25 protein-coding genes are annotated in these 21,799 nt (G+C 74.6%); 10 read left to right on the plus strand and 15 right to left on the minus strand.

The features are described 5' to 3' along the window. Nucleotides 1-26: 26 nt before the first annotated feature. The 3 genes from CITRIK5_RS09620 to CITRIK5_RS09630 form a co-directional block, all read right to left on the minus strand. Complete coding sequence (locus tag CITRIK5_RS09620) at nt 27-806, minus strand: Pr6Pr family membrane protein (protein WP_036339002.1); 780 nt, start codon at nt 804-806, stop codon at nt 27-29. A gap of 125 nt (nt 807-931) precedes the next feature. Next, complete coding sequence (gene glsA, locus CITRIK5_RS09625) at nt 932-2,302, minus strand: glutaminase A (RefSeq protein ID WP_036339005.1); 1,371 nt, start codon at nt 2,300-2,302, stop codon at nt 932-934. Between the two features lies 1 nt (nt 2,303). Then, nucleotides 2,304-2,966, minus strand: coding sequence for a GNAT family N-acetyltransferase (locus CITRIK5_RS09630; RefSeq protein WP_061866755.1), 663 nt, complete (start codon nt 2,964-2,966; stop codon nt 2,304-2,306). An 86-nt stretch (nt 2,967-3,052) separates the two neighbouring features. Here CITRIK5_RS09630 and CITRIK5_RS09635 point away from each other — a divergent pair, with 86 nt between their 5' ends. The 4 genes from CITRIK5_RS09635 (at nt 3,053) to CITRIK5_RS09650 (ending at nt 6,842) form a co-directional block, all read left to right on the plus strand. Beyond that, the gene (locus CITRIK5_RS09635; RefSeq protein WP_268259801.1) at nt 3,053-4,522 is read left to right on the plus strand and encodes an FAD-linked oxidase C-terminal domain-containing protein; all 1,470 of its coding nucleotides are present in this window, start codon (nt 3,053-3,055) and stop codon (nt 4,520-4,522) included. Beyond that, complete coding sequence (locus tag CITRIK5_RS09640) at nt 4,519-4,974, plus strand: thioesterase family protein (RefSeq protein WP_060974353.1); 456 nt, start codon at nt 4,519-4,521, stop codon at nt 4,972-4,974. The genes CITRIK5_RS09635 and CITRIK5_RS09640 overlap by 4 nt, the downstream gene beginning before the upstream one ends. Before the next feature lie 65 nt (nt 4,975-5,039). Then, nucleotides 5,040-5,882 (plus strand): GTP pyrophosphokinase family protein, encoded by an 843-nt coding sequence (locus CITRIK5_RS09645; protein ID WP_036314511.1) that lies wholly within the window; start codon nt 5,040-5,042, stop codon nt 5,880-5,882. Between the two features lie 162 nt (nt 5,883-6,044). After that, entirely contained in the window at nt 6,045-6,842 is a 798-nt protein-coding gene (locus CITRIK5_RS09650) for a TVP38/TMEM64 family protein (RefSeq protein WP_020624722.1), read from the plus strand. A 17-nt stretch (nt 6,843-6,859) separates the two neighbouring features. Here CITRIK5_RS09650 and CITRIK5_RS09655 read toward each other — a convergent pair whose 3' ends face one another. The 3 genes from CITRIK5_RS09655 to CITRIK5_RS09665 are packed head-to-tail and all read right to left on the minus strand — an operon-like array spanning nt 6,860 to nt 9,023. Next, the gene (locus CITRIK5_RS09655; protein WP_036314546.1) at nt 6,860-7,168 is read right to left on the minus strand and encodes a hypothetical protein; all 309 of its coding nucleotides are present in this window, start codon (nt 7,166-7,168) and stop codon (nt 6,860-6,862) included. A gap of 39 nt (nt 7,169-7,207) precedes the next feature. Continuing rightward, the gene (locus CITRIK5_RS09660) at nt 7,208-7,762 is read right to left on the minus strand and encodes a TIGR03086 family metal-binding protein (protein ID WP_036339014.1); all 555 of its coding nucleotides are present in this window, start codon (nt 7,760-7,762) and stop codon (nt 7,208-7,210) included. A 10-nt stretch (nt 7,763-7,772) separates the two neighbouring features. Next, on the minus strand, nt 7,773-9,023 hold the full coding sequence (locus tag CITRIK5_RS09665; protein WP_044659328.1) for a polysaccharide deacetylase family protein: 1,251 nt from the start codon (nt 9,021-9,023) through the stop codon (nt 7,773-7,775). A gap of 311 nt (nt 9,024-9,334) precedes the next feature. On the opposite strand from CITRIK5_RS09665, the gene CITRIK5_RS09670 reads away from it, so the two are divergent. Beyond that, nucleotides 9,335-9,475 carry a hypothetical protein gene (locus CITRIK5_RS09670; RefSeq protein WP_017488522.1) on the plus strand — a complete coding sequence of 47 codons (141 nt, stop codon included), beginning with the start codon at nt 9,335-9,337 and terminating at the stop codon, nt 9,473-9,475. 49 nt (nt 9,476-9,524) lie between these two features. Then, a complete protein-coding gene (locus tag CITRIK5_RS09675) occupies nt 9,525-9,941 on the plus strand; it encodes an SgcJ/EcaC family oxidoreductase (protein ID WP_255477363.1) in 417 nt (138 codons plus the stop codon). 12 nt (nt 9,942-9,953) lie between these two features. Here the strand turns inward: CITRIK5_RS09675 and CITRIK5_RS09680 are convergent, their stop codons facing one another. The 3 genes from CITRIK5_RS09680 to CITRIK5_RS09690 are packed head-to-tail and all read right to left on the minus strand — an operon-like array spanning nt 9,954 to nt 13,765. Next, nucleotides 9,954-10,514, minus strand: coding sequence for a GNAT family N-acetyltransferase (locus CITRIK5_RS09680; RefSeq protein ID WP_020624718.1), 561 nt, complete (start codon nt 10,512-10,514; stop codon nt 9,954-9,956). Between the two features lie 6 nt (nt 10,515-10,520). Beyond that, entirely contained in the window at nt 10,521-12,980 is a 2,460-nt protein-coding gene (locus CITRIK5_RS09685; RefSeq protein WP_041104113.1) for a YhgE/Pip family protein, read from the minus strand. Then, nucleotides 12,980-13,765, minus strand: a complete 786-nt coding sequence (locus tag CITRIK5_RS09690) for an ATP-binding cassette domain-containing protein (RefSeq protein ID WP_041104115.1) — start codon at nt 13,763-13,765, stop codon at nt 12,980-12,982. Before CITRIK5_RS09690 ends, CITRIK5_RS09685 begins: the two co-directional genes overlap by 1 nt. A gap of 72 nt (nt 13,766-13,837) precedes the next feature. Between CITRIK5_RS09690 and CITRIK5_RS09695 the strand changes: the two genes are divergently transcribed. After that, nucleotides 13,838-14,446, plus strand: coding sequence for a TetR/AcrR family transcriptional regulator (locus CITRIK5_RS09695; RefSeq protein ID WP_020624715.1), 609 nt, complete (start codon nt 13,838-13,840; stop codon nt 14,444-14,446). Nucleotides 14,447-14,467: 21 nt separating this feature from the next. On the opposite strand, the gene CITRIK5_RS09700 is transcribed toward CITRIK5_RS09695, so the two are convergent. Continuing rightward, on the minus strand, nt 14,468-15,235 hold the full coding sequence (locus CITRIK5_RS09700) for a sulfite exporter TauE/SafE family protein (protein ID WP_041104117.1): 768 nt from the start codon (nt 15,233-15,235) through the stop codon (nt 14,468-14,470). A 73-nt stretch (nt 15,236-15,308) separates the two neighbouring features. Between CITRIK5_RS09700 and CITRIK5_RS09705 the strand changes: the two genes are divergently transcribed. After that, the gene (locus CITRIK5_RS09705; RefSeq protein WP_041104118.1) at nt 15,309-16,565 is read left to right on the plus strand and encodes an NAD(P)/FAD-dependent oxidoreductase; all 1,257 of its coding nucleotides are present in this window, start codon (nt 15,309-15,311) and stop codon (nt 16,563-16,565) included. A gap of 12 nt (nt 16,566-16,577) precedes the next feature. Further along, a complete protein-coding gene (locus CITRIK5_RS09710; RefSeq protein WP_020624712.1) occupies nt 16,578-17,267 on the plus strand; it encodes a M23 family metallopeptidase in 690 nt (229 codons plus the stop codon). On the opposite strand, the gene CITRIK5_RS09715 is transcribed toward CITRIK5_RS09710, so the two are convergent. Continuing rightward, nucleotides 17,257-17,766, minus strand: coding sequence for a GNAT family N-acetyltransferase (locus CITRIK5_RS09715; protein WP_044659331.1), 510 nt, complete (start codon nt 17,764-17,766; stop codon nt 17,257-17,259). The two genes, CITRIK5_RS09710 and CITRIK5_RS09715, sit on opposite strands and share 11 nt — an antisense overlap. A gap of 72 nt (nt 17,767-17,838) precedes the next feature. Between CITRIK5_RS09715 and CITRIK5_RS09720 the strand changes: the two genes are divergently transcribed. Continuing rightward, nucleotides 17,839-18,384, plus strand: coding sequence for a GNAT family N-acetyltransferase (locus CITRIK5_RS09720; protein WP_020624710.1), 546 nt, complete (start codon nt 17,839-17,841; stop codon nt 18,382-18,384). A gap of 35 nt (nt 18,385-18,419) precedes the next feature. Here the strand turns inward: CITRIK5_RS09720 and CITRIK5_RS09725 are convergent, their stop codons facing one another. The 4 genes from CITRIK5_RS09725 to CITRIK5_RS09740 form a co-directional block, all read right to left on the minus strand. Then, nucleotides 18,420-18,632, minus strand: a complete 213-nt coding sequence (locus tag CITRIK5_RS09725) for a hypothetical protein (protein ID WP_010079881.1) — start codon at nt 18,630-18,632, stop codon at nt 18,420-18,422. A gap of 135 nt (nt 18,633-18,767) precedes the next feature. After that, entirely contained in the window at nt 18,768-19,883 is a 1,116-nt protein-coding gene (locus CITRIK5_RS09730) for a type I restriction endonuclease (RefSeq protein WP_036314529.1), read from the minus strand. Between the two features lie 267 nt (nt 19,884-20,150). Further along, entirely contained in the window at nt 20,151-20,495 is a 345-nt protein-coding gene (locus tag CITRIK5_RS09735) for a hypothetical protein (protein ID WP_041104120.1), read from the minus strand. A 99-nt stretch (nt 20,496-20,594) separates the two neighbouring features. Continuing rightward, nucleotides 20,595-21,799, minus strand: a 1,205-nt coding sequence (locus tag CITRIK5_RS09740; RefSeq protein ID WP_159833599.1) for a CdaR family transcriptional regulator, incomplete at its 5' end; no start/stop codon positions are given.

Genomic DNA, 21,799 nt, shown 5'->3' on the forward strand with positions numbered 1-21,799 from the left:
GCGCCGTCAGCGCCGGGGACCGCCCCTCAGGCCAGGCCGAGGCGGCGGTCCACGGTGCCGAGCACACCCATGAGCCCGGTGAAGCCGGCCAGGATCCCGGCGAGTACGACGCCCACGCTGCGTCGGCCGAGCCGCGGCACGTCGAGGAACGGGTACGGGTACCAGTCGATGCGGGGCCCGCGCGCCATGGTCGCCGCCGCCCACATCAGCGGGATGACCGAGGCCAGCCCGGCGCGCCGCGGCGTGATCTGCCCGCGGGGGTCGAACAGCGCCCACACCGCCGGGGCGAGCACGGGGTTGACGATGTGCTGCAGCGCGTCGTTGAACCGGTAGAGGAAGGTGTCCTGTTCGCGGCCGCGCAGCACCGCGTTGTAGACGATCCCCGTGACCATCACCGAGCCGAGGCCGGCGGTGCGCACGGCCCAGAACGCGTCCGACGTGGGCGCCTCACGACGCGCGGCCAGCGTCAGCGACGTGCCCGCGACCAGCGCGTTGGACAGCCACGTGAAGTACGCCGGCTGGTTGAGGGCGTGGGACCAGCCCGCGGGGAAACCGCCCTGATAGCCGACGCCCGGGATCACCATGGAGTCCTTGGACATGCCGATGGGGAACGAGGTCAGGCACCCGATCAGCGGCAGTGCCCCCGAGACGTGCCACGCCAGGCGGCTCCGACGGTCCACCGGCGGCACGGGACGCGGCTGCAGCCGGGACACGACGGCGTGCGCGATCCGCTCACGGACCCCCTGCGGGGCGGGGCGGGTGCGGCGGAGGGAGGGCAGGCTGACGCGGAGGGTGGAAAGGGGCATGGGGGGTCGTCCTCGAACGGTGGAGTCAAGGGATGAGACCGCCCATTCTCACATGAACAGCAGTTGAACGAAAGGGAGCGAGACGGAGAACATCGCCGCGCCCCCCTCCTGCCCGCCCCGCCGCCTCAGTGGGCGCCGGCCTCCTCCAGCGGCAGGATGCGCTCCGGATCCTCGACCTCCACGCGCACGCCGTCGGCCTGCAGCCGGCGCACGCCCTCGGCGATCAGCCGTCGGCCGACGTCGTCGATCCGGTCCACCCGCGTGAGGTTGAGCACCACGGTGCGGATGGGCCCGTCGTTCTCGTCTTGGGCGGCCACGGCGGCGGCCTCGTACACCGCCCCGCCGCCGGTCGCGGCCGCGAGCGCCGCGCTGTCCGCCGCGGCCTCCTGCCACCGCGGGTAGACGGCGGCGTCCCAGCCGGTGCCGGGCTTCTCCGCACCGGTGCGCAGGTCCGTGAGCGCGTCCAGCACCGCCTCGGCGCCGCCGAACCGGATCACGCCCTGCAGGTGCAGGAACACGCGGTCACCCTCGCGTTCCACGAAGCGCACGGCGGTTCCGCCCAGGCTGTCGCCGTCCATGAGGTGCAGCCGGAAGTCCTCGGAGAGGCGGCGGCACGCCAGCACGCCGCGCGCCGAGTTGCCCACCTCGTCCAGGCGCGGCGAGAACACGCCGATCCCCACGCGGCCCGGCAGCGCGCCGAGCACACCGCCGGCCACCCCGGACTTGGCCGGGATCCCGACGTCGGCGAGCCACTGCCCGGCGGCGTCGTACATGCCGGAGGAGGTCATCACGGACACCACGCGCCGCGCCACGATGGACGGCAGCACGCGCTCACCCGTCATCGGATGGATGCCCCCGGTGGCCAGACACGCGCCCATCACGGCGAGGTCCTTGGCGGTGACGAGCACGGCGCACTGCGCCACGTACCCGGCCACGATCTCCTCGGCCGAGTCCTGCAGCACCCCGTAGCTGCGGAGCATGTGCCCCAGGGAGAGGTTGCGGTCCGAGACCGCCATCTCGGACTCGTACGTCTCCCGGTCCACCGCGAGCCGACGCCCGGCGAGCAGGGACATGATCTCCACGGCCCGGTCCAGCCGCTCCTTCCGGCTCGCCTCCGGCCCCACCAGCAGCTGGTGCACCGCGAGCGCGCCCGCGTTGATCATGGCGTTGTCCGGGCGGTGCGACTCCGCCTCGAGGGAGAGCTCGTTGAAGGCCTCGCCCGAGGGGTTCAGCCCCACCTGTCGGTCCACGGCGGCGAAGCCCCGGTCCACGAGCGCGGCCGCGTACGTGAACGGCTTGGACGCGGACTGGATGGTGAACTCCACGTCCGCGTCCCCCGCGGAGTGCAGCCGCCCGGTGGGGGTGGCCAGCGCGATGCCGAGGCGGTCCGGGTCCGCCTCCGCGAGCACGGGGATGTACTGGGCCGTCTCTCCCGGGTTCACGGCGCCGAGCTCGGTGATCAGGCTCGCCAGGTAGTCGGGGATCGGGTGTCTCATCTCAGGCCTCCCAGCGCAGGCAGGTCAGGGGCTCGCCCCCGGGCACGGGCACGTGGCCGGTCGCACGGAAGCCGAGCCGCTCATAGAACGGGACGGTGGCGGGCACGGACGCCTCGAGGTGCACGGGCAGACCCGACGCGCGGCGCTGGCCGTGGCGCACCAGCGCACTCGCCGCCCCGCGCCCGCGGGCGGACGGGACGGTGCCGACCTCCTCAAGGTACCAGTGCCGGCCTGCCGGGCGGGCACGCTCGCAGGCGGCCTGGATCCGCTTCAGGGCGAGGGTGTGGCGGCCGTGGACGGCGACCGCGGTGGGCAGCCCCGCCAGCAGGCCCGGCACGTCGACCCCGCGGGGGGCGGCGGGGGAGGTCCACACGGCGGCGCCGAGCAGCGTGCCGTCGGCCGCGTCCACGGCGACGTCCACGGCGCCCAGCGGGGCGCCGTCGGCCCCCGCGCGCAGCCCCTGGCGCACGGCGGCGGTGAACTTGCGCTCGAGGCGGGGCCCGCGCCGGTCCTCGGGCACGAGCCCGAGCGTGTACGGGTCCGTGGCGAAGGCCTCGGCGAGGACGGCGCCCACGCGGCGGGCGGTGTCCTCACGGGCTCCATCCGGGCGCAGGGTGAGCACGTGGACGCGGGGGCGCGGCGCAGCGGGGTCCGGGGAGGTCATGGCCGCCAGTCTAGGGACGGGGCCGGGCGCGTCATCGGACCGGCCGACGAGCGTTCCGTCCCGTGTGATCGGCGACACTGGTGGGCATGGACTTCTCCGCACCGCTCGCCCCGGCCGCACCGCTCGCCCCGGCCCCCGCCGCAGACGCCCCGCCCGCCGACGTCGTCGCCCGCCTGCAGGCGGAGCTGCCCGGCCGCGTGGACGTCTCCGCCGCCGCACTCCAGGCCGCCCGGGCGGACCGCTCGGGGCATCGCTCCCCCGCCGCGCCGCGGGCCGTGGTCCGCGCACGGACGGTGGAGGACGTGCAGGCCGCGTGCCGGATCGCGCACGGCACCCGCACCCCGCTGGTCACCCGCGGAGCGGGCACGGGGCTGGCCGGCGGCGCCGTCGCGGGGGCGGGCGAGATCGTCCTGGACATGACCGCGATGGACCGGATCCTGGAGGTCTCCCCCGCGGACCGCGTGGCCGTCGTCGAGCCGGGGATCCTCAACGGGGCGCTGAACGCCGCGCTCGCCGAGCACGGGCTGTGGTGGGCCCCGGATCCCGCGTCGAAGGACATCTCCACGGTGGGCGGCAACATCGCGATGAACGCCGGCGGGCTGCTGTGCGCCAAGTACGGCGTCACGCGCGAGGCGGTGCTGGGCCTGGACGTGGTGCTCGCGGACGGCACCCTGCTGCGGCTGGGCCACCGCACCGTCAAGGGGGTGACCGGCTACGACCTGGTCGCGCTGATGATCGGCTCGGAGGGCACGCTCGGCGTGATCGTGGGCGCGACGCTGGCGCTGCGGCCGGCCGTGCGCGGCGTGCCCGTGACGCTCGGCGGGTTCTTCCCGGACGTCGTCGCGGGCGCCGCCGCGGCCGAGGCGATCACCGGGGCCGGTCACGTGCCCGCCCTGATGGAGCTGATGGACGAGGCGACGCTCGCCGCGGTGCGCGCGCACGCGGGGCCCGAACGCGGGGCCGCCCTGCCCGAGTCCGGCGCGTTCCTGCTGGTGCAGGCCGACGGCGCCGGCGCCGAGGCGGACGGGGAGGCCATGGCCGCCCTCATGCGCGCCCACGGCGGGGACGTCACCGTGACCGTGGACCCCGCCGAGGGGGAGGCCCTCATGGCCCTGCGCCGCACCGCGTTCCCCGCGCTCGAGCGCCTCGGCACCCCGCTCGTGGAGGACGTGGCCGTCCCGCGCAGCCGCATGGCCGAGATGTTCGCGCGGATCCGTGAGATCGAGGCACGCACCGGCGTCGCCATCCCCACCACGGCCCACGCCGGGGACGGCAACCTGCACCCGATCCTGCTGTTCGGCGCGGCGGCGCAGGTGGGCGGCGCGGCCGAGGACGCCGCGTCGATCCCGGCGGACGTGTGGGAGGCCGCCGGCGAGCTGTTCCGCGCGGGCCTGGAACTCGGCGGCACGCTCACCGGCGAACACGGCGTGGGCCTGCTCAAGCGCGCGTTCCTGCGAGACGAGCTCGGCGACGCCCAGCACGACCTCCAGCAGCGCATCAAGGCCGTGTTCGACCCGCACGGCATCCTCAACCCAGGAAAGGTGTTCACCCCGTGACGCAGCCGACCACCCCCGAGACCCCCGCCGACGCCGGCACGCCGACCCCGTTCGAGGTCGGGCTGCAGCTGCGCTGGTCCGACGAAGACCGCTACGGCCACGTCAACAACGCCCGCCTGCTCACCCTCGCCGAGGAGGCGCGCGTGCGCGCCCTGGCCGCGTGGGCCACGACGACGGCGTCCCCGGACGTCCAGCGCGTCGTGCGGTCCATGGAGGTCCAGTACGAGGCGCCCGTGGTCTACGCCGGGCCCGAGGTGACGGCGCGGGTGTGGATCCTGCGGATCGGCCGGACGTCCTTCACGCTGCGCCACGAGCTGTGGCAGGACGGGCGGCGCTGCGTGCTGTGCGACGCCGTGTTCGTGCAGGTGGACCCGGCGGCCGGGCGGCCCGTGGCCGTCTCCGACGAGGAGCGCGCCGCCTTCGAGCGCGTGCTGATCCCCGCCGAGGACTGACGGGCCGCCGTCGGGCCTGTGGACGGCCTGCCGTCTCGCAGGATCCCGCCGTAGGCTCTGAGGCCATGGAGCAGGACCCTTCCCCGGACGCGCCCGCGCCCTCGGCGGACGTCGAGGCGCTGCGCGGCACCCCCGTGTCCGAGTTGACGCAGCTCACCCCCGCGGCGTCAGGGGCGCTGGAGCGGCTGCGCCGAGACGTCGAGCGCTTCGACCTCGAGTACCGCTCGGCCCTGCTCCAGGTGGAGGCGCGGCTCGAGGTGCTGCGGGACGAGTTCACGCACCTGCACGACTACAACCCCATCGAGCACATCGTCACGCGGGTGAAGTCGCCGGAGTCGATCCTGCGCAAGGCCTCCGCCCGCGGGCTGTCCCTGGACCTGGACGCGCTGCGCACCAACGTCACGGACATCGCCGGGGCGCGCGTGATCGTCAGCTTCGCCCGGGACGTGTACCGCGTGTTCCGCCAGTTCACGCAGCAGCCGGACATCCGGGTGCTCGAGGTGGAGGACTACATCTCCCGGCCCAAGCCCTCGGGCTACCGCAGCCTGCACTGCCTCGTGCAGGTGCCGATCCACCTGTCCACCGGCACGATCCCGGTGACCGTGGAGATGCAGTTCCGCACGAGCGCCATGGACTTCTGGGCCACGCTCGAGCACAAGATCAACTACAAGTTCGACGGCGGCGTGCCCCCGGACATCGCGACCGAGCTCGTGGCCGCCGCCCGCGTGGCTGCGGACCTGGACACCCGCATGGAGCGCCTGCACGACCAGGTGCAGGAGACCGACAGGGACGACGACGCCGCCGCGGCCTGGGAGGACGACGGCGGTCCCGTCTTCGAGGACGAGCCGGCGGCGGGGCCGGGCGAGGCGCGGCCGGGTGACGACGCGCCCGGCGCGTCCACCGTCTGAGCCCCTCCGTCCACACCCGGCGGGCCGCGTGCACAGGGTTCTCCACAGAGTTGTCCACAGGTGTGGATGAGTCACACGCGTGTGATCCAGCAAAGCAGAGCAGGGCGTGACCGCAGGCCAGGGAGGACATGCGGAGGGAGCGGCTGCCGGTAGCCTGAGCCGATGCCCTCCACCGCCGTGCCGCCGCGCGACTCCGGCGCCGCCTCCACCCTGCCCGCCCGCACAGGGCACCGCGGGGTGTCGATCCTGCGCACCGCCGCCCTCGTCCTCGTGGTGGCGGCGTTCGTGTGGCTGGCACTCACCGTGCGCCTGCCCGGCGTGGACGAGCTGCGCGCCCAGCTGGACGGCTTCGGCTGGTGGAGCTGGCTGGCGTTCACCGTGCTGTACGCGGCCGTGGCGCTCACCCCCATCCCCGTGACGATCATGGCGGTCACCGCCGGTGTGCTCTTCGGCGCGATCGAGGGGACGGTGCTGTCCGTCGTCGGAGCCCTGCTGGGCTCGCTCGGGGCGTACGGCATCGCGCGCGCGGTCGGACGCGAGGTGGTCCTGCGCGGGCTCGGCCGCCACGCCGAGACCGTGGAGCGGCGGCTCGAGGACACCGGGTTCCTCGCCCTGCTGGCCCTGCGCGTCGCCCCGGGGCTGCCGTACTGGCCCGTGAACTACGGGGCGGGCGCGCTCGCCGTGCCGCTGGGGATCTTCGCCGGCTCCACCGCGGTCGGCGTGATCCCCGGGCAGCTCTCCCTCGTGGCGATGGGGGCGTTCGCGGTGCGCCCGGGCGTCGTGAACGGCGTGCTGCTCGGGGTGGGCTGGCTCGCCGTGGGCGGTCTGACCCTGTGGGCGGTGCGGCGCTGGCGACGGGCAGCCCGGGCCGCGGAGGGGCCGGCGGGCTCGGAGGGGCCGGAAAGCCCGCGGAGTGGTCAGGACACGCCGTCTCCGCGTGCGCGACGCGGCGTGTCGTGACCACTCTGCGCCGGACGTCAGCCGAGGGTTGTGTACCGCACGCCGAACTTGCTGCTGACCTGCAGGAACACGAGCACGTCCGTGCCGCGCGCGTAGGCGGGCATGCCGTACCAGGTGCGGGGTTCGAGCTCCGGGGCCGCCTCCGTGACGATCCGGTGCACCCCCACCGCCATGGCGCGGTCCTGCTCGGGCATCTCCTCGATCTTCACCAGCAGGTCCTGCAGGGCGTCGGCCTTCTTCCTGCCGCCGCGCTGGGCGCGCAGCTCCTGCGCGCGCTCGGCGATCGCGGCCTGCTCCGCGGCGCTGAAACCGGTGGACTCGCTCACGGTGCCTCCTGGGGTGCGGGGACGGGTCCTGCCCTGGTCTCAGCCCCGACGGCCCAGGCGACCGAGCAGGCGGGTCTGCCGGTCGGCGTCGTCGGCCACGGGGACGGGCTCGCCCAGGATGCCGGGCGTGTAGGCGGCGTCGCCGAACAGTTCCAGCGACTCCTCCACGCAGTCGATCTCCGCGTCCGTGAACCGCGCGTCCACGCCCTGCGAGCGGGCCAGGTCCCAACGGTGCACGATCACGTCGAACGCGTGGAAGCGGATCAACGCCTCGCCCACGGGCATCTCCCCGAGCGCGGTCTTCATGGGCCGCATGATGAACTCCTCGTCACCGGCGAGGGCGGACATGGCGGCGGCGTGCTTGGCCCACTGGGTGGCCAGCTGCTGGCGGGACCCGTCGAAGAGGGGCACCTCCCGGCCCTGGCGGGCGGCGAAGTCGCGCTGGCCGGCGATCACGTGGTCCAGCAGGTCCAGCGCGTCCCAGCCCTCACACGGGGTGGCGGCGTCCCAGTCCCGCACCTCCCGGACGACGGCGGTGAACGGCTCGGCGGCCGCGTTCCAGCGGGCCTCGACCTCGGTGGCGGGGATGGACATGGTGCTCTCCTCAGGGTCGCGGGGTTCTCGGGGCCGCGGCGGGCGACGACGGCGCCGGGCTCGGCTTCTTCGGGCCGCGGATGGACTCGGGGCGGGCCGGGTCCAGGACGGACCGGGGGTCGAAGAACTCCTCCAGCACGGGCCGCTCGCCCGAGACGGCCGCGGCGAGGCTGATGCCGTCCACGTTGATGCGCGAGCCGCGGTAGTAGCCGGGCTCGAGCTGGCCCCACGCCTTGGAGGTGCCGTCCACGAGGAAGAAGGAGCGGTAGCCGAGCTCGCGGAAGTAGCGGTACCGCTCGTTGTCCTCCGTGTACTTGCCGGGGCCGGTGACGTCCGCGCCGAACGGGTAGATGAGCATGTCCGTGGGGCCGAGGATCGGCTCGACCTCCTCGTGCCAGTGCCTCATGTCGAACTCGAGCTCCTCCATGGTCAGCTTCGGCACCGTCCGGTGGCCCCACGTGTGGGAGGCGAACTCCCAGCCGCTGTCCTTGAGCGCGTCGGCAACCTCGGTGGCGGCCGCGACGTCGGCGTCGAACGTGGGGCTGTCCCCGAACTCGCGGGCCGAGGTGCGGTAGCCGAACACGCCGTCGTAGCCGGTCATGGCGAGCACGCCGCGGGCGCCGTTGAGGCTGAAGTCCGGGTGCTCGGCGAGGAAGTCGTCCAGGCGCGGGACGACGTCGAACGCCCCGATGTGCGTGGTGCCCTCGGCGTCCGTGTACTCGTTGCGGACGCGGCCGTCCTCGGCCACGATCAGGCGGTCCGCGAAGCCGTCGCCGTCCATGTAGAGGTAGTACGAGCAGTCGTCCAGGGAGAGGATCAGCGGGGTGCGACCCTCGGGGACCATGAGGGTCTTCGGGCGGACGACGTCGTCCTCCCCCACCTCGTACAGCTCGTGCGGGGAGACCAGCACGTAGCCGCGCTCGTAGACCTGCCGGATGACGGCGTCGAACTCGTCCACCGTGACCATGAAGTCCAGGTAGCCGCCGGCCTTGTCGTCGCCATCGAAGGCGCGGGCCGGGTCCACCACGAGGGAGTGGAAGAACAGGTGCGGAACCCGGGCCACGTCCGGCCAGGCCACCGGTTCGCCGGCGGGCGGCGGTCCAGCGGGGGCGGCGGAGGTGGGCGCGGACGAGGTCGGCACGGACGACGACGCCGCGTCCTCCCCGTCCTGCCCGCAGGCGGCCAGCAGTCCCGATCCGAGCAGGGCGGAACCGGCCAGGAGCATCTGTCGGCGGGTCGGCTGCGGCACGGGCGGGGGCATCGGGCACCTTTCTCCGGGGGCACCCATCATCCCAAGGCCGCCCGGCCCGGGACCACCCCTGCCGGGCGGGCGGGCGGAGGTGGGAACCGGCCGGGCATGGGAGGCCGGCCGGCGGCGGGGCTCGATCCGCCGTAGACGGCCCAGAGTGGTCACGCGGACGACCCGAGCTCGGCGCGGACCGTGTTCGACCGCTTCGTGTTCAGCAACCACATCCGCAGCTTCAGCGTCGACTGAGCCCCGGCTGGGAGGCGCCTTCGACGCGCGCCGACGCACGCGCCCCTCGCGCCGTGCCGCGTGCCACACTGGCGAGCGTGACCCGACGTCCGGATGCACCGCCCCCGGCCGACCCGCGCACGCGTGCGGCCCTGCGCGCCGTGCTCACGGTCCTGGCCGTGATGGCGGTGCTGTTCGCCGCCGTCGTGCTGACGCTGGCCTACGGACCCGCCCGCTGAACCCTGTCTCTTATACCACTCTGACGCTGCCGACGAATAGAGAGGTGAGCTGTTCGCCGAGGACGCGGACTTCGTGAACGTGGTGGGCGTGTGGTGGAGGCGGCGTCGGCAGATCCGGGTGAACCACGCGCTCGGCTTCCGCTGGATGTTCCCGCACTCGCGGCTCGAGCTCGGGCGCGTGCGGGTGCGGGAGCTCGGGGACGTGGCAGTGGTGCACGCGCCGTGGACCATGACGGGGCAGACCGCGCCCGACGGCGACGAGGCCGGCGAGCGCACCGGCGTCCTGCTGCTCGTGGTGCGCCGCACCGAGACCGGGGCGTGGGAGGCGGTGGCCGGGCAGAACACGGATTCCGTGCCCGGGGCCCAGACCCACCTGGCCGACGACGAGGGGCTCGCCGCGGTGCACTATCACCCGTCCGCGTGGTTCGACCCCGACGAGGACCCGGACGGCCCGGAGGCCTGCTGAGCGGCGACCGGCTCACGCCACCGTCAGCAGCCGCACCCAGTCGTCCTCGACCCGCTCCCCGCCGACCACGAACTGCCGCGCCCCGACCGTCTCGAAGCCGAGGCGCTCGTAGAACCGGTTGGCCCGTGCGTTCTGCGCGTTCGTGCCGAGCCACACGTGCCGGAACCCCAGCCGCCGCAGCCGCTCGACGCCGTCGTGCACGAGGGCCTCGGCCAGCCCGGTGCCGCGCCCCTCGGCGAGCACGTACAGCTTCGAGAGGTGGCCGGCCGGCACGTCGCCGAGCCGCTCCGTGACGGGTGCCTCGGGGGCCGCGGCGGTCTCGTACATGGCGTAGCCGAGCAGGGTCTCCGGGGCGTCGGCCGCGGCGCCCACGAGCACGATCCGCTCCGGGTCCGCGATCCACGCGGCCACGGCGGCCTCACTCAGGTGCAACGCGATGTGCGCCTCCACCGCGGCACGCGGCAGCGAGGCCGGGGAGGCGTCCGGGAAGGTGGCCGCGGCGATCGCGGCGATCGCGGGCGCGTCCTCGGGGCGGGCCGGACGGACGACGGCGGCGCGGGGTGCGGAAGTCATCCCCGCTCAGGCCTGCAGCGCGGGGTGCAGGTCCTTCATGCGGAACCGACGCCGGCGCCGCACCACGAGCACGTCCAGGGCGAGCGCCGCCGCCCCGATGCCCATCAGCACGACCACCGGCACCCAGAAGCGCTGGTCCGGACCGCCGGAGATCGCGTTGCGGAACGCCTCGATGGAGTAGCTCATCGGCATGAACGGGTGCAGCGCCTGGAAGAAGCCGGGCAGCACCTCGGCCGGGTAGGTGCCGCCGGTGGAGGCCAGCTGCAGGACCAGCAGGACCAGCAGCAGCGCCGAACCGGGGGTGCCGAGCGCCGTCTGCACCAGGTGCGCGATGAGGGAGAACACCACGGCCACGAGCACCGTCAGGGCCACGGCCCGCACCGGGTGCACGGGGGCCAGGCCCAGCGGCAGCGTCGCGGCGAGCATGAGCAGGCCGCCGCCCACGGCCACGATGCCCACGGGCAGCCACGCGGCCAGCGCGATCGCCACCGGGTTGCGGCGCCCGGCCAGCAGCCGCCCGCTGATGGGCCGCATGATGTTGAACGCGGCGATGCCGAACACCCACAGGGCGATGGAGAAGAACATCGGCGCCATGCCGCGGCCGTAGACCTCCGCGGAGTTGTCCACCTGCATCACGGCCTCCACGGGCCGGGACATCACCAGGGCGGCCTCGTCCCGCTCGTCCTCGGTCAGGGCGGGGACGCGGTCGACGCCGTCGGAGAGCCCGGAGGCGAGCTCGTGGGCGCCGTCGTCGAGGGTGCCGAGGCCGGCGCGCAGCTCCCCGGCGCCGTCCTGGAGCTGGGCCAGGCCGCCGTCGAGCTCGGTGGCGCCGGACTCCAGCTGGCCCGCACCGTCCTGCAGGGTCAGCGCCCCGTCGTGGAGCGCGGCGTTGCCCTCGGCGAGGGTGGTCGCCCCGTCCGTCAGCTCGCCGAGGCCGGACTGCAGCTCCCCGGCGCCGTCCTGGAGCTGGGCCAGGCCGCCGTCGAGCTCGGTCGCGCCGGAGCCCAGCTGCTCGAGGCCGTCCGCGAACTTCCCGGCGCCGTCGGCGAGGGAGTCGGCCCCGTCCTTCGCCTCACCGATCCCGCCCTGCAGCTTCTCCGCGCCCGCGGCCACGGCGTGGGCGCCGTCGTTGAGGTCCGTCAGATCCGCCTTGGCGGAGGCGGCGACGTCGTCCTCGACGAAGCCCTGGACGCGCTCGTTGGCGGCCGCGGAGGTCGCGGCGGCCTCCTCGGCGCGGCCGGCGACGGCGGTCACCCGCTCGTCCGCGCCGGTGAGCGCCTCCTGGAGCGCGGCGTACTGCTCGGACTCGGCGAGCGTCGGGTCCTCTTCGGCGAGCTCGGCCAGGGCGGCCTGCGCGTCGGCGATGCGGGCGCCCGCGCCGTCCTCGGCCGTGCCGGCCACCTCGGCGACGCGCTGGACGTCCTCGTCCACCGCGGCGACGTCGGCGGCCACCGCGTCCTGCCGCTCGATCACCTGGTCCAGGCCGGGGATCACCGTGTCGTAGAGCTGCTGGGTGCCGTCGGCCACCTGCGTGGCGCCGTCGGTGAGCTCGGCCGATCCGGTCTGCAGCTGGGCCAGCCCGTCGGAGAGGTCCGTGGCGCCCTGACGCAGGGCGGGGGCGTTCTCGGCGAGCTGCCCGGCACCGTCGGCGAGGGCCTGGGAGCCCCCGCGCGCCTGGTCGAGCCCGTCGGCCAGGCGCCCGGCCCCGTCCTGCGCGGACGCGGCGCCCTCGGCGAGTCGCTGGGCGCCGTCGTCGGCCTGGGCGGCGCCGTCCGCGAGGTCACCCGCACCCGTGGCGAGCTGGCCCGCGCCCTCGGCCAGCTTGCCCGAGCCGTCGTGGGCCTGGACGATCCCGTCCTCCAGCTGGCTCGCGCCGTCCTCCGCGGAGGCCGTGCCGTCGGCCAGCTGCGCGGCGCCGTCGGCGGCGTCCACCATGCCCGACCGCAGCTCGCCGAGGCTGGAGAAGACGGCCTCGAAGTACGCCTCGATCGCGGACCGGTTCACGGCGGCCTCGACCTTGGCCTGGCTCGCGTTCGTGACGGAGCCGATCACGAAGCCGTTGGCGTCGTCTCGGCGCAGGGTGATCTGCGCCTGCCGCGGTGTCCCGCCGCCCTCGGGGCTGACGAGGTCACGACTGAGCTCGGCGGGGATCTCCAGGACGAGGTAGTACCGGCCCTCCCGCAGTCCCTCCTCGGCCTCCTCGCGCGTGGTCTCGCGCCAGTCGAAGGCGCGGTCGTCCTTGAGGCGTTCGGTCATGTCCGCGCCGGTGCGCAGCGTGGTGTCGCCGCGCTGGACGGGTTCGTCCTCGTTGACGATCGCCACCGGCAGACGGTCCATGGCCCCGTAGGGGTCCCAGTTCGCGGACAGGTACAGAGCGCCGTAGATGGCGGGGACGAGGAAGATGAACAGCAGGGCGAGCAGGGGCAGGCCACGGCGGAAGCGTCGCAGCTCGTAGCGGAACAGCATCAGTTCTCCCGGACGGGGGGCAGGGTGAGGACGACGGCGTCGCGCGGCACGGGCGCGGAGGCCACGGCGCTCACCGCGAACGGGTGGCCGTGGTCCTTGAGGACGTCCAGGGCCGCGTGGAGCGCGACCAGCTCATCGATGGTCAGGGTGGCGTCCACGTCGTCGAAGGTGACGAGGCGGGCCGGGCGCAGGCAGGCGACGACGGCGGCCAGCAGCGCGCGATCGGGCGCGGACAGCTCCCGGACGACGGCCTCCGGCGCCACGGTCAGCCTCACCGCGTCCGCGAGGAGGGCGAAGCGTGCGCGGCCGGCGCGGCGGCGCACGCCGTCGGTGAGACAGCGCTCGTCCACGACCTCGGCCGCGGTCAGCGCCGGCTCGAGCTCCACCACGTCGGTGGTGTGGGCGACGGCGGTGCGGGCGCGCAGGGCGTGCGGGTGGCGCGCGGCGTCGATCGGGGGCCGGTACGCGCGGGCGGCGGGCCGCTCCGGCCCGTCCAGGGCGACGTCCACGGGGCCGCCGGTGAGCACGAGCTCGCCCCGCACGCCCTGCAGGCGCCCCGTGAGGGCGAGCAGCAGGGCCGAGCGGCCCGAGCCCTGGGTTCCGAGCACGGCCAGGTGGGTCTGCGGGGGCAGCACGAGGTCGAGGGAGCCGAACACCGGCCCGCGACTGCCGCGCAGGGTCAGACCGCGCGCCACGAGGGTGGCGGGCGGGAGGTCGTCGAGGTGCGCCGGGTCGGGGGCGGGCCCGGGGCCATGGTGATCGGCGTCGGTGGGAGTGGAAGACATGGGCCCTCTTTGCCGAGTCGAGGCGGATTCAATACCATCGGTATTCAATACCATCGGCATCGAGAGGGCAACATGGCGACCCGACCCCGCCGCGAGGATGTCCGCGCGGCCATCCTCGACCACGCGGCTCGGGTGTTCGGACGGGAGGGTTACGCGCGCTCCTCCCTCGCCCGCATCGCGGCGGAGGCCGGCTACACGAAGGGCGCCGTCTATTCCGGTTTCGCGGGGAAGCCGGACCTCTTCGCCGCCGCCTGCACCGTCCAGTTCGAGCGGGCGACCACCCGAGCCATGGACGGCGTCGCCGACGCCCTGGACGACCCCGACCTGCCGCGCGAGGACCTGGTGGCCCGCGTGGCGGAGGCCCTGGCCGACGTCGTGCTCGAGACCACGGGCTCCTGGCCCCTGCTCCTCCACGAGTTCCAGGCCGTGGGCCTGCGCGAGCCCGCCGTGGGGAGAGCCTACCGGACGCTGACCGTCCGGCGGCGGGACTTCCTGGCCGGCCTGCTGCGCGAGCACCGCGTGCTGGCCGACGTCCCGGACGAGCAGGTCACGCACACTGCGGCCATGCTCCTGATGCTCGTGCACACGCTGTCGGTCGAGCGGCACCTGGCCCCGGAGGACCTGACGGTGGACGACGTGCGGGACACGCTGGCCGCGGCCGTGCGCTCCCTCCTGCCCTGACGCCTGCGCGCCGGCCCCGCCTCAGCCCAGGGTGCCGGCCACACCGCGCACCAGCGCCAGCGTGCCCCCGACGCCGGCCAGGCAGATCGCGAGGACGCGCGCCTTCGCGGGGTCCACCCGGCGGGCCACCACCGAACCGGGCAGGACACCCAGCGGGCCGCCCACCACCACGGCGACCCACACCGGCCACGGCACGTGCAGCCCCGCGGGCACGGCCGCGCCGAACAGCGACTTGGTGACCAGCGAGGTGAGATTGGCCAGCAGGAACACGGGCTGGAGGGTGGCCGCCCACGAGCGCTGGTCCCACCGGCTCGCCACCGCGTAGACCGCGAGCGCCGGCCCGGCGATGCCCGCGGTGGTGTTCATGAACCCGGCCACGGCGCCGGAGGCGAACACGGCCCCGTTCCCCTGGGCGGTGAAGCGCTGCTGCAGGCCCAGGACGGCGGCCACGGCCACCAGCACGGAGGACCCCAGGAGGATCTCGAGGGCGTGGGCGTCCAGGACCCGCACGGCCCACGCCCCCGCGAACGAGCCGGCCACGAGCAGGGGTGCGAGGCGGACGAAGCGCGGCCAGTCCACGTGCCTGTGGAGCACCGCGAACAGCAGCACCGCGGACACCGAGGCGGCCACGTTGGACAGCGTCACCCCCGCCACCGGGCCCAGGAGCAGGGACAGCGTGGGTGCGGCGATCATGCCGACGCCCATGCCGCTCACCCGCTGGAGCGTGCCGCCCACGGTGATCGCGGCCAGCGCGACGACGGCCGGCAGCCACACCAGGGAGGGGTCCATGCGGGCAGTATGCCGGAGCCGGGGTGTCCGTCGGCCCTGGCTTCCGCCCGTGACGGGTGCGCATGCTGGCCGCATGGCCCAGCACAGCTCCACCCCGTTCCCGCTCGTGATCGTGGGCAGCGGCCCCGCCGGCGTCAGCGCCGCCCGCGCCTACGTCGACGCCGGGGGACCCGGCCCCGTCCTCATGCTCACCTCGGACGTGGACCACCCGTACGAGCGTCCGCCGCTGTCCAAGGAGCTCCTGCGCGGCACCGCCGAACCGGAGCCGACGGTGCTGGAGGACCTGCCGGACGCCGTCGAGCTGCGCCGGGGCGTGACCGTCACCCACGCGGACCTGGGTGCCCGGACGCTGCGGGTCGGCGAGGAGCCGGTCCGCTTCGAGCGCCTGATCCTCGCCCTCGGCGCGCACCCGAAGCCCCTGCCCGTCGCGGACGACGACGCCGAGGTGCACCTGCTGCGCTCTCTCGACCACGCCCGCCGCCTGGTGGCCTCCGCCGGGCACGCGCGCTCCGCCGTCGTGATCGGCTCGGGGTTCATCGGCTGCGAGGCGGCCGCCTCCCTGGCCCTGCGCGGGGTGGCCACCACGCTGGTCACCCCGGACGAGGTGCCGCAGCAGAAGCGGCTCGGCCGCGAGGCGGGCGATCGGATCGCGCAGTGGCTGATCGGCGCCGGCGTCGAGCTGCGCACCGGCGTGCGGGTGGGGCAGGTGCGCGCCCCGCGCACCGTCCACCTCGACGACGGCGCCACGCTCGCCCCGGACCTGATCCTCGCCGCGGTGGGGGTCGAGCCGGGGGGCGGGTGGCTCGAGGACTCCGAGCTGACCATGCACGAGGGGCGGATCGTGGCGGACGAGCACCTGGCGGCGGCGCCGGGCGTGTGGGTGGCCGGGGACGTGGCCCGCGCCCACCACGCCGTGGCCGGCCGGCCGATCCCCGTGGAGCACTGGGGCGACGCCCTCGGCATGGGCGAGGTCGCCGGGCACAACGCGGCCCGCACCGAGGTCGGCGTGCCGGGCGGCGCCGGCCAGGCCTCCGTGCTGGCCCACGCGGCGACGGCGGACCCGGAGTCCCTGCGGCGGTGGGAGGCCGTGCCCGGGTTCTGGAGCACCATCGGCGAGCACACGCTCAAGCACGCCGCGTGGGGCGACGGCCACGAGCAGGCCCGCATGGTGGAGCGCACCGGCGGGTTCACTCTCTGGTACATGGACGCGCAGGACCGCGTGGTGGGCGTGCTGACCTACAACGCGGACGAGGACTACGAGCGCGGGCGGGAGCTGGTGGCGGGCCGGGATGCCGTGGGCGAAGGCCGGGGCCGTCCCGACCCTGCATGACAGACTGAGGGGATGACCACCCCGACCCCCGGCGCCGGCTCCCCGGGCAGCGGTGTGGCCGGGGGCGTGCTGGCCGCAGTGGGGGCGCTGGCCCTGATCGCGACCGTCCTGGCGCTGGTCCTCGCGTTCGGTCCGGCCGGCCGGGACGACGCCGGCGCGGGCGCCGAGCGGCGGCGCTGGAACGGCGGCTTCACCCCCGCCCCGCCCACGGTGAACACGCAGGGGTACGCCGAGCCCGTGCAGGGCCGCGTGACCTCCCGCTTCGGGCCCCGCCCCAACCCGTTCGGCGAGGGCGTGGTGCCCTCGGGGGTGTCCGAGGAGGCCCTGACCCGCCACGACGGCGTGGACCTCGGCGGGGTGCCGGAGGGCACGCCCTTCCACTCGGTGTCCGACGGCCGAGTCCTATTCGTGGAGGCCGGCGGGGACGCGGGCGGCAACCTGCTCGCCGTGGACGCCGGGGACGGCCACGTGTGGCGCTACCTGCACGCCGCCCCGGACTCCACCGTGGTGGACGCGGGCCAGCGCGTCTCCGCCGGGGACCACCTGGCCGGCGTCGGGCAGACCGGCGCCGCCACCGGCGTGCACCTGCACCTGGAGCTGCGCGTGGACGGCGAGCCGGTGGACCCGGAGGCCTACCTGGCCGAGCGGGGCGTGGAGCTCGGCGGCTCCTACCCGGAGCGGCGCCGCGGCCTCAGCCGGTGACCGGGCCGCCGCCGTCGTCCACGGACCCGGCCCAGCGGACCTCCCCGTCCACGACCTCGTCCGTCGGCGCCAGGCCGATCGCCTGGGCGACCCGCTGGGAGGCCGTGTGCTCGGGGTGGACATCCGCCACGAGGCGCCGCACCCCCCGGTCCCGCAGCTCGCCCTTGAGGAGGCCGGCGGCCTCCTTCGCCAGCCCGCGGCCCTGCCACGGCGTGCCGATCAGCCAGGCGATCTGCGTGGGTCCCCCGTCCACGGGGATGGTGGCCTGGACGTAGCCGACCGGCCGGCCCTCCGGCTCCAGCACCACGATCCAGTTGGCCCAGTCCTCCGCGCCGTCCTCGGAGCGACCGCGCGCGAGGATCGCGTACCGCTGCCGCAGCTCCTCCTCGCCCGGCGGCGTCCCGCCGGTGTACGTGTACAGGTCCGGGTCGGCGAGGACCGCGGCCATGGCCTCGGCGTCATCCACCCGCAACGGGCGCAGGGAGAGGGAATGCGGCATGGGCACAGTCGACCAGCCCGGCCCCGCGCAGACAAGAGGCGGGGCGCATCCGCCCGCCGCTAGCCTGGGCGCATGCCGCCCGCCCCCACCGCCCGTCTGCGCTTCCGCGAGATGGCCGACGCCGACCTCGACCACCTGGCCGGCCTCCTCGCCGATCCCGTGGTGATGCGCTTCTACCCCGCCCCGCGCACGCGCGCGGAGGCGGCGGCGTGGATCGCGGGCAACCGGCGCCGGTACGCGCAGGACGGGCACGGGCTGTGGATCATCGAGACCCACGACGACGGCGGGCCCGGCTTCGTGGGCGACTGCGGCCTGACGTGGCAGGAGGTCAACGGGGAGCCTCGCCTGGAGGTCGGCTACCACGTGCGGGCCGACCTGTGGGGGCGCGGCTACGCCACCGAAGCGGCCGCCGCCTGCCGGGACCACGCCCGGGACGTGCTGGGGCACCACGAGCTCGTGGCGATCATCCACCCGGAGAACACGGCCTCGCGCCGGGTGGCCGAGCGGATCGGGATGACCGTGGTGGGCGAGGACCGCACCGGCGCGCCCGAGGCCCGCGCGGCTCTGGGGCTCGAGGCGCGCACCGTGCTGGGGATGAGGCTCCGGCCGGGCGCGTGAGGCGCGGCCCGGCCGGACGTCTCAGCCCCGGTCGCTCACTTGGCGTGGCGGGCGAGCAGCTCGCGGGCGGCGTCCAGGCCGCCGGCCTCGACGTCGTAGGAGCCGGTGGACGCGTGGTGGGCCTCGACCGCGTCCGTGATCCGGTAGTGGTCCGGGTTGCCGGGCGGGTCGGAGGTCTCCAGCACGTGGATCAGGTAGGTCTCGCCGGCGGCCAGGGCCTGGCGGTCGTCGCGCTCGTGATGGGTCATGACGTCCTCTCGGGTCGGCGCCCGGCGGGTCTGTCCCACCGGGGCGTGCGCACCAGGGTGGCGCATCGACGGCGGCGGGGCACAGTCCTGCCCGCCCGCGGGCCGGATCCGGTCAGTAGGCGGGTCAGAGTCCGCTCAGGCCCCGACGTAGGAGCTGACGACGCTCCGCAGTGCCTCGGCGGATTCGTAGATGTCCTCCAAGTTCTCGAGGTCGGCCCGCGTCCTGTTCTTGTCCGCATCGAACAGCACCAGATATTTCACCTTCCCGTCGAAGTGAAGGCGCGCGATCGGCTTCCGATTGTTGTCGTCCAGGATGACGCTGCAGTACGAGGCTGCGTCGCGCATGTAGACGCGGTTCATCGGCACGATTCCGGCGAGAATCGCCTTGATGATGCGGAAACCCTCGATCTCCTCTTCGGTCGTCACCACGCCCGGCTTGAGCTGGCCCTCCTGACCGTTCTCCTCGTCGGACAGGACCGTCTGATCGCCGGTGGCCACGGGCTCAGCGGGAGCCGCCAGTACCGGAGCGACCTGGTCGCCCAGGGCAGTCTTCAGCCGCGCGTTGACGCGATCGTTGATGTACTGGCGCGCAGCCTCCTCGGTGAGCCGGGTGAAGGTCTCCACCGCCTTGGCGTTCATGTACCCGGAGTACACGCGCTTGGCGAGGACCTTCACCAACTCATCGCTCGGCGCAGCCATCTCGGCAGAAATCTCGCGCTTGATGGCCGATACGTACTTCAGCTCCTCGGCTGCGGCGATGACCGAGTCGAGATCGAAGGATCCCTTCGCCAGCTGCTCGAGCTTCGGCACGGTGACCGGGTCGATGTCCAGAAGATCGAGGACGAGGAACGGACGCTCGTCGAGGATGTTGGCCTTGTCGAGGTCCGTGTAGAAGTTCCACACCCGCCCGTTGGTGAGCACGCCGATCCGCGCTTCACTGGTGTGGAAGTAGCGCACCAGCTGGCTCGCGTGCGCCAGGGACAGCTCCGAGCCGACCTTCTTGGCCTCCACGAGGATGTTGACCTTCCCCTCCCGCATGATGGCGTAGTCGATCTTCTCCCCCTTCTTCAGGCCCAGATCTGCGACGAACTCCGGGACGACCTCCTGGGGATCGAACACGTCGTAGCCCAACACCTGCGAGATGAATGGCATGACGAGCGCGTTCTTCGTCGCCTCTTCCGTGTCCAGGGAGCTTGCGTAGTCGCGGGCTCGCCGAGCCACTTGCGCAAGCTTGTCCTCGAATTCAGTCATGCCGTTTCACCCATCCGTGAGTAGGAGCCGGACAGCCGGGAATCCGGCAGCCTCGCACGTCAGCGCCCGAAGGCCCGCCGCAGCTGTGTCGAAATATAACCCAGCTCACAAACACGCTACGGGGACCCTCGCAGGCGCTCCGTGGCCGGACCGCGGGATCGCCCGGAACGCGAGGCGGCCACGACGCGTCGCCTCTCACAGGAAGGAGACGGGGCGTCGTGGCCGCGTTCCGCGGGGGGCCGCCCTGTCAGGCGACGCCCGGCCGGCTCAGCGGTTGCCGGGGTGCTGCGGGTCGGCCGGGATGCCGCGGCTCAGGGGCTCCACGGGCGGGCCGCTCGTCTCCGGGGTCACGGGCGAGCCGGTGCGGGAGCCGCCGACCTCCGGGGTGTCCGGCACCTGATCGCCGGAGGGCTGGGCGCCGGAGCGCAGCGCCTCGAGCCGCGTCTCGAGGACCTGCACCACGGGCAGGCGGTCGCCGTGGGCGCGCTCGTAGGCGAGCAGCTGCTCCACCTGCGACTCGTCGAGGCCGGTGATCCGGGTCGACAGCGTGCCGTTGGGGATGTGGTCGTAGTCCGGCAGGGGGAGCTCGTCGCGGTTCGGGGCGTTCGTCATGGCACTGTCCCTCTTCTCTCGTCGGGGTCCCTCGTCGGGATGCGTGGTCCACCCACGCTAGTGAAGGCCCCCGTCAGACGGCACCCCCTGCCGCCCCGCTCACCCGACCCCGTCCCGCCGCGCCCGCAGCACGATCTCCAGGTCGAACCGCGCGTCGGGGTCCTCGAGGGCCTCCCCGAACAGCTCGCGCAGCCGGCCCACCCGGTACCCCACGGTCTGGGGGTGCACGCCGAGCTCCGCGGCGATCGGCGCCCGCTGGCCCCAGTGCGTGAGCCAGGCGAGCAGGGTCTCCTCCAGCACCGCCCGCTTCGCCTCGCTCACCTCGTCCAGGGGCGCCAGCACGCGTTCGGCCAGCTGCGTCACGACGCGCGGCTCGGCCCCCAGCACCACGCGCGCCAGGTGGTCCGCGGCGAGGATCGGGGACGGGGCGCCGTCGTCGTCCTCCCCCTGCGCGGGCTCCGCCGTCCGGCCCGCCGCCTCCTGGACGGCCAGCGTGCGGGCCACCCGGTAGGAGTGGGGCACGAGCGGCCAGTCCACGGCCGGCCCGACGACGGCGGCCGTCCCCGCCAGCAGGCGCAGCATGCGCTCGCGGCGGCCCTGGGAGGGCGTCGCGTCGATCACGGCGACCACCTCCGAGTCCCGCTCCACCACGAGCCCGGCCCGGCCCAGCCTCTCCCGGACGGCGACGCCGGCGTCCGCGGGCAGCACCACCACCGCCAGCCGGCGCGGCAGCCGCCAGTCCGCGAGCGCGGCCAGCCGTTGCACCTCCTTCTCCTCGGTCCCGCCCCGGACCAGGGCGGTGGCGAGGGCGGCGCGGTGCAGCTCGAGCACGCCCGCCTGGGCGGACTGCGCCTCCGCGTACGCCTGGGCGCTGACGGAGGAGAGCTCGTCGATGTACGCCCAGATGGACTCGCCCAGCTCGATCACCACGGACATCTCCAGGCCCAGGCGCGCGCACTCGGCGGAGAGCTCGCGGAACACGATCCGCGCGGAGGTGCGGTACGCGCCGAGCAGGGCGTCCATGGAGCGCCCCTCGCGGAACTCGCCGGCCCCCAGGCGGGCCATGAGGACGCGGGACTCGCTGTTCAGGGCCGGGCGGGTGGTGCCGGGCAGGCTCATCAGCTGCTCGAGGGCGGTGGTCACGCCGGCGGTGAGGTTCTTGCCGTAGTGGCCGTCGCGCGCCGCCGCGTAGGCGGGGATCTGGTCCGGGACCGTCTCGATGATGCGCTCCATGATCCCGGGGATCGCCGGGGCCAGGCGCTCCGCGAGGTCGTCGGGGAGGGACTGCCAGGGCGGGCGCCAGT

It is taken from the genome of Micrococcus sp. 116 (assembly GCF_902506395.1).
GTDB lineage: Bacteria > Actinomycetota > Actinomycetes > Actinomycetales > Micrococcaceae > Micrococcus > Micrococcus luteus.